Raw genomic sequence first — 14,286 nt, 5'->3', positions numbered from 1 at the left:
AAACATCTCCTATTATGCATGTTCCTTTTGTGTGTCTTTATCTGAGTAACCAAACATCCACGTTAAAACGAAAGCAACCGCAATCGCTACGAGGTTAACTAAGATATATAGCAATAGCTGTCCATCCAAGTATAAAAGCGTACCAGGTATTACGGTAATTGCCATACCGGATCCTGCAAGCTTCAGAATCGCTGCAAGGAAACCACCAGCAGCTCCGCCAATTAGTCCCATTAAGAATGGCTTTCCATAGCGCAAGTTAACGCCGAAAATTGCTGGTTCCGTTATTCCCAAGAATGCCGATAAAGATGAAGGCATCGCTAACGCTTTTAGTTTCTTACGCTTTGTTTTTAAACCAACTGCTAGCGCTGCTCCACCTTGTGCTGCAACAGCCGAAGTAATAATAGCGTTATACGGATTATTTCCAAGGTTTTCTAGCAACTGAATTTCCAACATGTTAAAGATGTGATGAACACCGGTAATAACAATAATTTGATTAAAGAAGCCTAGCAGAATTCCTGCTAAACCAAACGGTAATCCCAGTACAAACAACGCAATATCAAGAATATACGTTTCAACAATATGAAAGATTGGTCCGATGATGAATAAGGACGCAATACTCATGAGTAATAACGTAAGAAAAGGTGTCACAATTAAATCAAACGTCTCCGGTACTCGCTTACGTATCGCCTTTTCTAATTTCGCACCGATTATACCGGCGATAAATGCAGGTAGTACTGCACCTTGATAACCGACAACTGGAATAAATCCAAAGAACATCAGTGGCTCTGCACCTGCAGCAACACCCCATGCATTCGGTAATGCAGGACTAACAAGCATCAGCCCAAGTACAACACCAATAATCGGTGTCCCACCAAACACACGGAAGGTCGACCAAGCTATTAATGCTGGTAAAAAAATAAACGCTGTATCCGTTAAGATTTCCGTATACAATAGGAAGTTAGCGGATATATCATCTGTGGTCAATCCAAAAAGAGCCAAGATTTCTTCCTGCATGATGAGTCCACGAAGCCCCATAAATAGACCTGTCGCAACAAGAACCGGAATAATTGGAACAAACACATCTCCGAACGTACGAATGGCTCGTTGTAGCTTGTTGCCTTTCTTACCAGCCTCTTTCGATTGCTCGGACTTTGTAGACGTTTTCAAATCAAATTTAGCTATCTCTTCATAAATTCGATTCACCGTACCTGTTCCAAAAATAACTTGGTATTGCCCAGAGTTGAAAAAAGCCCCTTTTACCTTGTCAATTTCCTCTACACTTTCTTTATCAACTTTTTCTTCATCTAAAATAATGAATCGCATTCTCGTCGCACAATGGGTAACGGATTCAATATTTTCAGGACCCCCAACAGACTTAATGAGCTCTTCTGCTATTCTTTTATTTTCAGACATAAACTATTCACTCTCCTTTATCAATTGTGGAATCGATTCCACATTGTTCATAAAATAGAATCCATATAACAAGTCATGACAAAAGATATATGGAATCGATTCCACACCGCTTGGCGTGAAATCGGTTTCCAATTGTAATTATACACTTTCCCGAATAATTAGTCTATAGTCCATCACTATTTTTTCCTGAAGTGGTCTGGATTCAATGCTGGCTAAAATTTGCTTAGCCCCTTCTTCACCGGCTTTTTCATTTTGATAATCAACTGTTGTTAAAGGCGGCTCCATATACTGCGACATTTCCGATGCCCCAATCCCCGCGATCGCCATGTCTGTTGGAATTTTCATTCCTTTCTCCTTTAAGTAACTCATCGCTCCAATTGCTAAACGATCCGTAACAGCAATAGTTGCAGTCGGCTTGTTCGTATTTTTTAGGATTTTTTCCATCGCTTCATGGCCAGAGGCAATATCAAAAATCGCTTTTTGAACCCATGCCTGTTCGACAGACAATCCCTGTGCAGCCATTTCATCTAAAAAACCCTTCTTCCGATAATATCCGACTGCCCGATCCGATTCATCCACACCAATAAAGGCAATTTTCTCATGCCCTTTTTGAATGAAAAGCCTTGTCAACTCTCGTACTGCACGATAATCATCATAGGTAACATGCATGACATCCTCTGCTTCCTGCCCAATCATGACTAATGGAATATTGATTTCTTTTATCTTTTTCATTAGCTTCGCATCGGTATTCGTAGCAATCAAGACGATCCCATCTACTTGTCGTACTTTCAACAAATCCAAATACTCCAGTTCCTTTACTTTATCATGATCGGTATTTGCCAAAAGAATTTGATAGCCGTGCTTTGAAAGCTCTCGCCCTAAACCAGTCACGATTCTACTAGGCGTTTCCGTTTGAATCGTCGGCAAAATCACCCCAATGACCTTCGTCTTCTTCGTTCTTAGCGACTTCGCATATTCACTCGGGGCATAACCAGTCTCTTTAACCACACTCTCTACGCGCTTCCTCGCTTCCTCACTTACATAACCAGAATCATTCAACACTCTGGAAACCGTGGACCTAGAAACATTCGCCATCTCTGCAATATCTTTAATCGTTATCAAATCAAATCCTCCTAGGAGAGATAGACAGATCCTTATCTATCGTTCTTTATCTTCCATTTCGATAAGGGACATCCAAACAGTCCCTCGGTTTCCCATTATACCACGATAAATAGATGAGAAATAGGAACAGTTCGTTGAAATGGAATCCCTTCTCGCTACAGGCTGGTTATAAGAACCAGCCCCTACTCACTCTATGTCAGAATCAACTTCACGACAGTACTGATTGAAAATAACCGCTGCTTTTCTACATCCTCCGTACTTATGCCATGGTATATTGTCATTCTTATATGTTTACTTGACACTGCTTTCACATATAGCCCCCGTCTAGCAGCTTTCTCGTTAATCTTGCCTTCTTTATATTTTTTGATTTATTTCACCAAATCTTAACACTCTCTCCAATCTCCGTTAATATTCCACTGGCATAATGAAGGTATTAACAATAAGGAGTGGATACATTTGAGAATTGCTTTTATTGGAGATTTACATTATCCAACTATGATTGGTAAAAATGAGAAAGTAAAAGAAGCAAGGAATGCATTTTATACTAAATTTCTTCATACTTTTTTTGAAATAGAAGCTGATTACTATGTTTCCATTGGTGACTTAACCAACTTTGGCAGAGAAGACGAGTTGCGCGAAGTCTATGAAATTATACGTAAGTACGATAAACCTTTTATCCATACATTTGGCAACCATGACCTATACGGTGTCTCAAGAGATGAAGTTCTAAACATCTCTAACAGTGAACAAAATATCTCAATTGCAACAGACCAAGTAAACATTATCTCTCTGGAAACAGCCCGGGACCATGATCATGAGGATTATAGTGGTTACGTAAGCGATAAGCAATTACAATGGCTGGAAACCGAAATTGCAGAAAGCGGCGACGAAAAGCTTGTAATTATCTTTGCTCACCATCCAGTATATGATACAACAGCAAATTCCAATTTCCCTTACTTATCCATACAACCTGAGGTACCAATTCTTGACGTTTTGCGTAAGAAGAAAGGAAACGGCATTTACATAAATGGCCATAATCACAAAGATTCCATTGAAACAATAGATAACTGGACTTTTGTTCAAGCGAATGCTGTACTTGATGATCAAAGTATCCGCATACTAGAAGTAAATGATAACGAAATTTCGATTCAATCGCTTAATGTCGCAAGTCCAGAATTAAAGAGTATGGCCCAAATCATTGGGTCCAATATTAATCATTTTCAATTGAACCCACTTGGTATAGGCACTACACCTAACCGAGAAAAGTCAATTAAAAGAAATTTATATGTTTAAGAATAAAAAACAAGGACCCTTAATAGAGGTTCCTTGTTTTTTCGTCCTCTTTCTTTTTTGGTTCAATGGGGTCATTATATCCTCAAATGCCCTTTTCCTCCTTAAAATGAAAAAAGAATGAGCCCAAAGCCCATCCTCCGAATATGTATTTATTTAACTCCCGTATACGTAAATGCTCTAATAATATGGCGTTGTGCAAAGAAGAAGATAATTAAAATTGGTATGACGAGAATAACGTTACCCGCCATTAAAATATTCCACGCGACACCGCCATCTACCTGCCGTAGCTGTGCAATTCCAACAGGAAGGGTACGAGCTTTTTCTGAAGTTGTCATAACGAGTGGCCAGAAATAATCGTTCCAATGCGTAATGAAATTGAATAGACCCAATGTAATTAACGTTGGTTTTGCCATTGGCACCATAATCTTCATCATAATCTTGAAATCAGTTGAATTGTCCAAACGCGCAGCCTCTAATAATTCTTCTGGAACTTGTTTAAACGTTTGACGTAACATGAAAATCCCGAATGCACTCGTAGCAAATGGTAAAATTAAGCCCCATAAGGTATCAAGAAGTCCCCAGTCACTTAAATTTAAAAACACCGGCAAGAAAATAAGCTGAGCTGGAATCATCATGGTCACCATAACTAAGCTAAACAACATATTTTTGAAGCGAAATTCATACCTTGCAAATGCATATGCTGCAGGAATAACGGTAATAAATTGAAAGATTAAAATTCCAACCGATACAAGGACACTATTAATAAAGTATTGTAAAAATGGTCCAGAATTCCATGCTGACACAAAGTTCTCCCAAATTAATTCATCTGGAATCCATTTGGGCGGGAACACCATTGTTTCTCCTAATGTTTTTAAACTCGTGGAAATCATCCAGATAAACGGCATAGCGAAGATAGCAACCATAATAATTAAACCAACCACATTTAATACTTTTAAAGGCAAGGATGTTTTCAAAGTACGCATTCCCTTCTATTGATAGTGAACTCTCTTGCTTAGAACTTTAAAATAAAGCAATGTTAAAATACTTAAAATGACTAATAAAATAACACCGGCTGCTGAAGCATAGCCAATTTTAAAGAATATAAAACCATTTTCATATATGTAGTAGACAAGCGTGTTTGTTGAGTTGAGCGGTCCACCCTTTGTAATAATACTGATCGTTTCAAAGACCTTAATGGAATCCAAAATCCCTATAATCGTTAAGAAAAATAAGCTAGGCGATAACATTGGAAAAGTGATTTTTGCAAATCGCCGCCAGGGTGGTGTGCGATCTAAGGCAGCTGCTTCATATAAATGCTTTGGAATGCTTTGCAGCCCCGCTATAATGATTAACGTAAAATAACCTATGTTTTTCCAAACCGCTATAATAATTAGCGAAGACAAGGCCGTGTTGGGATCTGTTAGCCACGGAACCTTTTCTAACCCGACTAAACTTAAAACCCAATTTAATAAACCATAATCAGCATCCATTATCCACATCCATAGCATTGCAATGGATACAAGAGAAATAATATGTGGACTGAATACAGCCCCTTGAACAAAGCTGTACATCCAACCTTGCTTATTCAACCAAATAGACATTAGGAGCGCAATGCTAATCGAAAATAACACGGTAAAAAAGGTATACATCAGCGTATTGCGAATTACCTCTAAAAACATAGGGTCAGACAGCAATTCTTTAAAATTACCAAGTCCAACAAATGTTTTATCCGGGCTAATAAAGTTCCAATCATGAAAGCTTAAATAAATCATATAAAAGATTGGTTGAATGAAGAATACTAGAAAAACGATAATTGCGGGCGCAACAAAAAGATATGGGCGCCACTTCACTGACCTCATACGAGCACCTCTCCTCTAGCCTCTCGGACAGGTGTCTGAAATGGAATCTCCTCCACAAAAACCCGATTACCTTGCGTATCAAAGTAATACAATTTATCCATTGGAATGGTGACATGAACTTTTTTCGTATCTATTAACGGGGCGTGGAAGCTTTTCACTTGAAACTGCCCTGCATCGCTGTTCACCAAATATAGTGTTTCAGAACCTAGCGTTTCCATTGTAATAATCTCACATGAGAGATTTATTCCAGAAGTATCTAGCTTCTCCATTTGCATATCCGCATGCTCTGGTCGAAAACCTATATAGGAAATCCGCTCATCTGTAATCATTCCAGTTTTTCCTTCTACCATTGATTTTGGCAGAACATTCATCGATGGTGTACCGATAAAATTCGCTACAAATTGATTCGCTGGATTATGATACACTTCCATTGGTGCTGCCTGCTGCATAATATGACCTTTATCTAAAATGACAATTTCATCTCCCATCGACATTGCTTCTACCTGATCATGGGTTACATAGATAAAAGTTGTTCCCAAGCGTTTATGCAATTGGATCAATTCCGTTCGCATTTGACCGCGTAATTTAGCATCTAAATTGGATAATGGTTCATCAAAAATAAAAACATCTGGTTTTTTCACCATTGCGCGTGCTAACGCTACACGCTGCCGCTGTCCACCAGATAAGTTTTGCGGCTTCTTATCCAAGTATTCAGTAAGGTCCACAACCTCAGCTATTTCCTCTACCATCTTTTTCCGCTCTGCTTTGGGTATTTTCATATTTTCCAAGCCAAATTCAATGTTGCCTCTTACAGACATCGTTGGATACAACGCATAATTTTGGAAGACCATAGAAATGCCTCTTTTTCCAGGTGCCACATCATTAACTAATCGATCTCCAATCCAAATTTCACCTGAGGAGACTTCTTCTAAACCGGCGATAATTCTCAATGTCGTGGATTTACCACAACCAGAAGGACCAACTAAAACAGTAAACGAACCATCTTGGATTTCCAAATTCATATCCTCAATTACCTTTTTATTATTCCCATACGCTTTCGACACACTCTTTAATTGAATTTTAGCCATGATATACTCCTTAAAGTTAAAATTGATTCATAGGAACGTGCCACAAAACTCCACGTTCCTATGTAAAAACACTTATTTAATCGCACTCATTGAACGTTCTGCCGCTTGATCTAATACGTCCCCAGCTTCCAAACTTGGATCAAGCATTAAACGTTGAATTTCTTCTGTAAGGATTTTTACTACTTCAGGGTATCCTTCAATCATTGGACGAGCATTTCCATATTGCAATTGATCTACTGCAACTTTAAATTGTGGTTTTTCTTTATAAAGATCTTGCATGGTGTCTGATTCTACGGCAGAAAGTCTGCTTGGTAAATATCCAGTATACGCACTAGCATAAGCAGTCTGTTCCGGAGCAGTCATAAATTTAATAAACTCCCATGCAGCTTGTTGTTTTTCTCCATCTAATCCAGAAGTCATTACTAAATTCGCCCCACCAGTTGGAACACTGCGTTGTTCATTTTCAGGGAACATGATCGTTTCTAATTCATAACCATTTTCTTCCGCTAGTTGCAACATTAAGGTTAAGTCAGCTGTAGAAGAGAAAAACATCCCAGCACGACCCGTTGCGAAGTCCTGTCTTGCCATATCTGATGCTTGTTGTGGTTCTCCACCAGGAACACGCATTGTTCCTGCTTCCACCATTTCCTTCCAAAGGTTAAGTGCTTCCACTCCACCTTCTCCGTTAAAAGTAATCTCGCCATTTTCACCGACCATTTCTCCACCAGCTTGAGCAACAAATGCTTCATAGAACCAAATATCTACCGGCATAGAAATTCCAACATGTTCGTCATCTGTTAAGTTTTGAGCTGCTGATTGGAAATCTTCCCAAGTTTGGATCGATGCTGGATCAATCCCTTTTTCCTCAAACATTGTCTTATTAATGTAAACAATTGGTGTACTTCTTAAGTAAGGGAGGCCGTAAAGCTTGTCATCTACATAAGAGTTCCCCATTAAACCAGGATTAAAGTCATCCATAGCAATTTCTTCCGCATCTTCTTCCACAAAGGCTGTTAAATCTTGTGTCATACCAGCTTTTGCAAATGTTTCAATCGAAGCAATTTCATTTTGTGTTACTTCTGGAGCATTACCAGCTGCCATCGCCGCCTGAGTCTTTGAATGCAGCTCATCATAGGTACCTTGGAATTCCGCAGTAACATGGATTTCGTCCTGCATTTCATTAAATTGCTCTACTAGATTTTCATTGTTTTCTCCAATCTTATCTCCCCATGCATACCAATACGTAATTTCAATTGGACCATTACCTTCAGAATCTGACTCTGAGTTCCCACTTGAACCTGTTGCCTCACTATTACCACAAGCTGCAAGTACAAGTATCATTACAGTAAACGTTAATAAATAAGAAAGCTTCTTCATTTTCATTCCTCCATGTTTTAAATTGGAATTCTATTTACCTATTTAGCGATACTTATTTCCCATGAACCCCTCCATTTCTTATACTAAAAAAGACCCCAAAGTGGATATATATGCATACCCACATATATCCTATTTTGAGGTCTCTCTAATCGCACCATGAATGTATTCACTTTACAATTTTAACTATATCAAACTACTATTAATTAGATTTGAAGCGAATGTTAACTTTTATTAAAGATGTTGTTCAAATAGTCCGGTAAAAATGACACATCGAATTTCTTCGTTGGCTTGCTTTTCCGTTCCTCTCGTATTAATTGCATACGTTCCGGTACTCAAAGCTGCACCGCCTCGAACTTCTCGGTCCTTTTTATCCTCCTTTTTGAACACACACTTAAAGATGGCTTTTTTCTAAAGATAATTCTAATGCAAACAGCTCACTTAGGTTCTCTATCATATAATCCGGTTTGATTATCGATTTATGAATATCCTGTTTATTAGCTACCCCGGTTAGCACGAGACATGTCGCAAACCCGTGAGCTTGTCCAAGCATAATATCTGTCTCCAGCCTATCTCCAACAATCAAAATCCGATTGGAATCTGTCTCACTGATGTCTAACAATTTGTCTGCATAATAGTCGGTTGGTTTTCCAATAATCTGATCAATCGCTCTTCCGCTGGCAACTTCAATTGCTTTTGCAAAGGCCATCGTATCCGGTATATATCCATCCGGGACGGGGCAAACCGGGTCCGGGTTTATCACAATAAGCTTAGCCCCTTGATAGATTGCATTCATTGCATGTTGAATTCTATCATAGGAAAAAGCTCGATCATGTCCAACTAAAACATGGGTTGCTTTAACTGGTTCATCTGTTGTTACAATACTTTGACGATGTAACTCTGTCTTCACCTGACCATCGCCAACAACGTAAACCCGTGCTGCTGGATGCTGTTCTTTAAAATATAGAGCGGTTAAATAAAGAGCCGTAACCACTTCTTCCGGTTGAATGGAGAGACCTAGCCTTTCCAATCTCTCCTTACACTCCTCTCTTGATAAGTTCGAGGAATTCGTAATAAAGCGAACCTTCTTTCCCTTGCTTCGTATGTATTCAAGTGTTTTCACAACTCCGGGCAATAGCGTATCTCCAACATAAATCGTACCGTCTAAATCAAAACTATACACATCATAATCTTCAATTTTAATCACATGTTTTCTCCTTTTCTGGCAAGTAGGAAAGTATAAAACTTTTCTACTTGCATAAGTGCAACTAAGGCATTCGCCTAAGGGCTTGGCGAATGCCAAGTTTTCTAAGATTTTTAATAAAGAAGTTTTGCTTCCTAACACCTCCATAAAAAAGAAACCACAAATAATTTAAATGCTTCAGACAGCATTCAATATTTGTGGTCTCTCTTTATTTGCACCAATGAGCTATTCACTTCACACCTAATTGTATAGTATAAATGCTAAATCATTGTGAAGAAGAAGTTAATTTTGCGTATAGTTTAAAATTGAAAGGTTTTTTTCTTGTCTCCAATCTATAATTGATTCAAGTCCAACTTCCACATTTCCGGGTTAGACGTTGATACAGCTGCAGCTCCATGATCAAATGCACTTTTCGCATGCTCTGGTAATGACAAAAGCCCTCCAGTAATAATAGGAACAGGGGATATTTTGGATAGTTTTTCAATAAAGTCCGGAGCCCTGCTCGGCATTATTTCTATTATATCAGCTTGGATATTACGAGGATCCTGAACAAGGTGAAGATACACATCCGTGTCGATCAGAAAGACACGCTGCACCACGAATAGTCCGGCCTTTTTGGCTCGCTTGATAATCCCCTGATTCGTCGAAACAATCGCCGTTGGCTTTACATATTTTTTCACAAAGTCGATGCCATCCTTATCCATTTCGAGGCCACCTATTCGTTCTACATGTAAAATAACGGGAAGCCCGTTTTCTTGAAGAAAATCGACGTAGCGCTTCACCGTTAAAATCGTGCCGGTCATTAGTAACGCGGCACCTAAATTATGTTTGTACTTAACCACTTTTTCAATATACTTTGGCTCTTTCAAGGCAGCAACCATTTTTTTCTTTTGTAAGTTCTCTAGTAAGATATTTTCATTCATGTGTGTCGATTATCCCCCTTTGTCATTGCTGCTGTAATTTACCAGTTCCCTTTCTCTCTCTATAAATGAGAAAGCCAAGCATCCCAATCCCAGAAACAGTCAATCCGACTACCCAGCCAAAATACGGAGGATAGTAGGTCATTTCAATCTCATTAACACCTACTTCTAACGGGATACCGATAAACGCATAATTAACTTTTTCAATTGGCACTTTATCTCCATTTATTTTCAAGCTCCAACCCTTCTCATATGGAATTGGAGTTACAATCATTTCATCTGTCTCTACGCTAACAACCTTCCCCTCCACAAGGCCGTTTTCCCATTTTAAAGGTAAGGTTTCTTCCTCGTTGTATCGCTCATGAGCTTCCCGCAACACCGCATAATCGTCATAGAAAATCTGCAAATTTCTTAATTCGTAATTTCCCTTTGGAAGCCTTAATTTAATGGTATCATCCGCTTCAATCCGAATCGTGAGGTCATTGATATTTGTCCGATAAATGGAATCCGACTCTTTCCTTAACGTCTGGTAGTCATTCACCTCTAGCAGAAATTCATCTTGCTTCCGAATCCCATCGATATAAAAGGATACATAAAGATCGCCATCTTTCATTGGATGTTTCATTGAAATCTCCAGTCCACCACCATCTTCTTCTACACGAAGCTTCTCATCATCATATATTGCTTTTACTGCTTGAATCGAGTAATCATCAAGCTCCATAGCCTCTAGCTGTTCATCTAATCTATCATTGCCCTTTTCCACAATTACTCCTGAAAGCATCGCATGCTCCCGTGTTAATACAGACTTCCGCAATAATTCATTTGCATCATACCTTACATTCGTTTTCCGAAAAGAAGGAAGCAGCAATTGGTTTTCGTAAGCAACGTAATGCTCACTCTCGGACACTGGCACAAATCCATATGGATTAATCTTTGTTTCCTTTTCTCTCATATAAAACTGCCCATCAAATAGACTCATAAGGTTAGCCCTATCTCCCATCGTTGCATATCTACTTACACTCTCACGGTCCATACTAATCTCGGCATAGTTATAATAGAAAAAAAGCAGATTATTATTTAATATACTCGAATACACGCTCATCCCATCATAGTCCTGTACAATTGGAGTATTGTTGCGCATTGGCACCATCCAATCAATTCGACTATGCTCGGCATCTTTATTTCTCTTCATTTCTTCAATGAGCTGTCGCTGCTCTGAAGAATTATAGGTGTCCGAGTTTAGTAAAACCGATTCACTAGCCAATTCCCCGTCTTTTGGTGGAGTCATTAATCGCACTGCTTGAAATATATTTGCGGAAATGCTCATAACTAGGATAATACTAATAAAAATCGTCATTTTATTCCTTTGTAAAAGGAAGATCATGATGAAACAAACAGATGCAATCGGGATAATCCAATCAAACGTTTGATCAAAAGAATACGCATCATATTCGTTAAAACCAATAGCCAAAAAGATATAAACAACAGCACCAATCAAAACGTCTTTTGCTTTTACTTCCTTAATATGCTGGAAAACAAACGCCGCTACTCCCCCAAATGCGAGACAGACAATATATTCCCAGCGATTTTGTGGTGCCGAAAAACCGTTAAACATACTTCCAACATAAGGAACAAAATGCAGCAACGTTCCTATTATGGAAATGACAGCAAAAAAGCGAAAAATAGGGTTTTTATAGAAACGGATAAAACAAACCATCATGACAACAAAAACTGGCAGAAAGAACACTCGGCTGTTAAACAAAATATTATCCGTAAAATCCAATAGCGGAATGATATCCGTATATTCAGGCCGATAATTCCCCAAATATGCAACGATGCTCGGAATAAATGCGAACGCACTAATTAGAAACCCAATCAACCCTAAATAACGATATTGCGTAATTTGCTTTACTGGGCTCTCTTCATTTTTATGAAACTTGATTACAAATCGAAGCAAAATATAAAAGAATGCTAAAAGGAAGCTTACATAGGCAAAATAGAAATTGCTAATGAGATTTACCGCTACACCAACTACAAAAACTCCCTTGGATTCCTTTCGAATTATTTTCTCCACACCGATTAGTAATACAATCAGCCAAAACATCGCATCCGTGAAGAAATCCCAATACATGGCATGCCTAAAATACAGCACATTTGTTGCATAAACAATGGCACCTGTAAGTGCAGCAGCAGACCGAAAGTTTATTTTTTTAAAATAGATGGTTGTCATAACGATGATTGCTGCAAGCTTGACAATACTCATTGGTAAAATTGCTGAGGCCCAAAATGCTAAATCTGGGTGATCGATAATATGTAACGTTTCCAGTATAAAAATGAAAGCAATATGAAAAATGAAGAAGATATTAGTCGTGTAATAGTAGCTGAGTTGGGAATAAAATCCGCCCCCAAGACCAAACGAATCCGAATAAAAGAAATTACCGCTCGTATATTCATCATAAATAAACTTTTTAAAAGGAAGCATCTGAGAAAGCCCATCATTATAGCCCGTCATAAGAATGCCTTCTTCTTTTTGAACGATAAAGAATAGATGACATGCGATTGAAATAACTAACGCAACGACCACAATAATCATCCATTGCTTCCTATTTTGCTTTTGCATTAATGTAAGATTCTCCTCGTAACGAAAAATGTAACTGGTACTGTGAAAACAACTGCGAAAATGGGCGCATAGGTGCTTGGAATATTCCAAAACTCAACACAAATAAGGAGTAATATCCCTTGTAGACCAATATTCACAACTTGAGTGAGCGGGAACATCAAAAATGTTTTTAATGACGGCTTCACTTTATATGTAAAATAAATATTCAGGAAATAGGAAATATACATACTGATGATAGTTGCTGCAATATGACTCGATAAATAATGTACTCCCAAGATCTGCATAAGAACTAAATAGATACCATAATAATTGATGGTATTCATTATCCCAACAAAGACAAAACGGACAAATTCTTTATTCATGAACTCACTTTCTCTTTTTCCTGTTTTTCTGATAATCCCCATGTTCGTGTTGATGGAATAATAGTTCTTACTTCTAAATCGGCTCTCATTGCATTACTTTCGTCAATAATATAGTGCGGGCGTTTTTTCGTTTCATTGTAAATCCGACCAATATATTCCCCAATAATTCCTAAACAGAATAATTGAACGCCGCCGAGAAAAAGAACGGCAGAAATCGTCGTAAAATAACCTGGTACATCCACACCATTCCAGACAATCGAAACAAACGTTATTAGAATATATAGAAATGAAATCAAAATCGTAAAGAGTCCTAAATAACAACACAACCTTAAAGGTTTCGTGTTAAATGAAAGCATTCCATCCAATGCATATGTAATGAGGGAAGACATCTTCCATTTGCTTTCTCCTTTATTGCGGATTACATTTTCATACGTCACAGTAGCTTGGGATAAGCCTATCCATGAATAGAGTCCTTTTGAAAACCGATTCCCTTCACTCAGCTTCAGAAGCGCATCTACCGCTTTCCTACTTAATAAACGGAAATCTCCTTCCCCATCCTGGAGATTGACTGCACTCCATTTATTCATCATCTGGTAGAAGCTTCCCGTGAGGAATTGGCTAAACCTTGATTCCCCTTTTCGATTGCGCTTCGCAATTACCTGATGATAGCCTTCCTCGTGACCTTTTATTAAAGAGGAGATCAACTGTGGCGGATGTTGTAAATCAGTATCCATAATAATGACAGCTTCCCCCCTTGCATGCTCTAACCCAGCATACATTGCAGCTTCCTTACCAAAGTTCCGAGAGAAGGAAACATAGCTTACATTTTCAGCGTAATATGTAAGATGTTTAATTTTTTCCAACGTGTCATCCGTACTGCCATCATCAATAAATAAAAACTCAAAGGAGTAACATAAATTCTTCGTTTCTGAGGTTAATTGTTCATACAACTCATTAATATTTTCCCCCTCATTATACGCAGGAAGTAAAAATGTAATTAACGGCTTTCCCATCACTTTACAAATCCCCTT

At 38.4% G+C, this 14,286-nt stretch carries 12 protein-coding genes; 1 reads left to right on the top strand and 11 read right to left on the bottom strand.

Features of this window, described 5'->3' with window-relative positions:
* Positions 1-12: 12 nt before the first annotated feature.
* Together F1560_RS00955 and F1560_RS00950 are read right to left on the bottom strand one after the other, a co-directional pair.
* Positions 13-1,413 (bottom strand): sucrose-specific PTS transporter subunit IIBC, encoded by a 1,401-nt coding sequence (locus F1560_RS00955; protein WP_149472809.1) that lies wholly within the window; start codon positions 1,411-1,413, stop codon positions 13-15.
* A 138-nt stretch (positions 1,414-1,551) separates the two neighbouring features.
* Positions 1,552-2,535: a LacI family DNA-binding transcriptional regulator gene (locus F1560_RS00950; RefSeq protein WP_149472808.1), complete on the bottom strand. Its 984-nt coding sequence runs from the start codon at positions 2,533-2,535 to the stop codon at positions 1,552-1,554.
* A 456-nt stretch (positions 2,536-2,991) separates the two neighbouring features.
* Here F1560_RS00950 and F1560_RS00945 point away from each other — a divergent pair, with 456 nt between their 5' ends.
* Positions 2,992-3,828, top strand: a complete 837-nt coding sequence (locus tag F1560_RS00945) for a metallophosphoesterase family protein (RefSeq protein WP_149472807.1) — start codon at positions 2,992-2,994, stop codon at positions 3,826-3,828.
* Between the two features lie 149 nt (positions 3,829-3,977).
* Here the strand turns inward: F1560_RS00945 and F1560_RS00940 are convergent, their stop codons facing one another.
* The 9 genes from F1560_RS00940 to F1560_RS00900 form a co-directional block, all read right to left on the bottom strand.
* On the bottom strand, positions 3,978-4,811 hold the full coding sequence (locus F1560_RS00940) for a carbohydrate ABC transporter permease (protein ID WP_149472806.1): 834 nt from the start codon (positions 4,809-4,811) through the stop codon (positions 3,978-3,980).
* A gap of 6 nt (positions 4,812-4,817) precedes the next feature.
* Positions 4,818-5,687 (bottom strand): carbohydrate ABC transporter permease, encoded by an 870-nt coding sequence (locus tag F1560_RS00935; RefSeq protein ID WP_149472805.1) that lies wholly within the window; start codon positions 5,685-5,687, stop codon positions 4,818-4,820.
* Positions 5,684-6,775 carry an ABC transporter ATP-binding protein gene (locus tag F1560_RS00930; RefSeq protein WP_149472804.1) on the bottom strand — a complete coding sequence of 364 codons (1,092 nt, stop codon included), beginning with the start codon at positions 6,773-6,775 and terminating at the stop codon, positions 5,684-5,686. The genes F1560_RS00935 and F1560_RS00930 overlap by 4 nt, the downstream gene beginning before the upstream one ends.
* 72 nt (positions 6,776-6,847) lie before the next feature.
* Positions 6,848-8,152 carry an ABC transporter substrate-binding protein gene (locus F1560_RS00925; protein ID WP_245347858.1) on the bottom strand — a complete coding sequence of 435 codons (1,305 nt, stop codon included), beginning with the start codon at positions 8,150-8,152 and terminating at the stop codon, positions 6,848-6,850.
* A gap of 391 nt (positions 8,153-8,543) precedes the next feature.
* Positions 8,544-9,356 (bottom strand): HAD-IIA family hydrolase, encoded by an 813-nt coding sequence (locus F1560_RS00920; protein WP_149472802.1) that lies wholly within the window; start codon positions 9,354-9,356, stop codon positions 8,544-8,546.
* A gap of 329 nt (positions 9,357-9,685) precedes the next feature.
* Complete coding sequence (locus F1560_RS00915; RefSeq protein WP_149472801.1) at positions 9,686-10,276, bottom strand: glycerol-3-phosphate responsive antiterminator; 591 nt, start codon at positions 10,274-10,276, stop codon at positions 9,686-9,688.
* Positions 10,277-10,298: 22 nt separating this feature from the next.
* Positions 10,299-12,893, bottom strand: coding sequence for a YfhO family protein (locus tag F1560_RS00910; protein ID WP_149472800.1), 2,595 nt, complete (start codon positions 12,891-12,893; stop codon positions 10,299-10,301).
* Complete coding sequence (locus tag F1560_RS00905) at positions 12,893-13,255, bottom strand: GtrA family protein (protein ID WP_187773592.1); 363 nt, start codon at positions 13,253-13,255, stop codon at positions 12,893-12,895. Before F1560_RS00905 ends, F1560_RS00910 begins: the two co-directional genes overlap by 1 nt.
* Positions 13,252-14,268, bottom strand: a complete 1,017-nt coding sequence (locus F1560_RS00900; protein ID WP_149472798.1) for a glycosyltransferase family 2 protein — start codon at positions 14,266-14,268, stop codon at positions 13,252-13,254. The genes F1560_RS00905 and F1560_RS00900 overlap by 4 nt, the downstream gene beginning before the upstream one ends.
* Between the last annotated feature and the right edge of the window lie 18 nt (positions 14,269-14,286).

This window comes from Oceanobacillus polygoni (assembly GCF_008304605.1).
Classification (GTDB): Bacteria; Bacillota; Bacilli; order Bacillales; family Amphibacillaceae; genus Oceanobacillus; species Oceanobacillus polygoni.
This window is presented reverse-complemented; position numbering and strand designations above follow the sequence as displayed.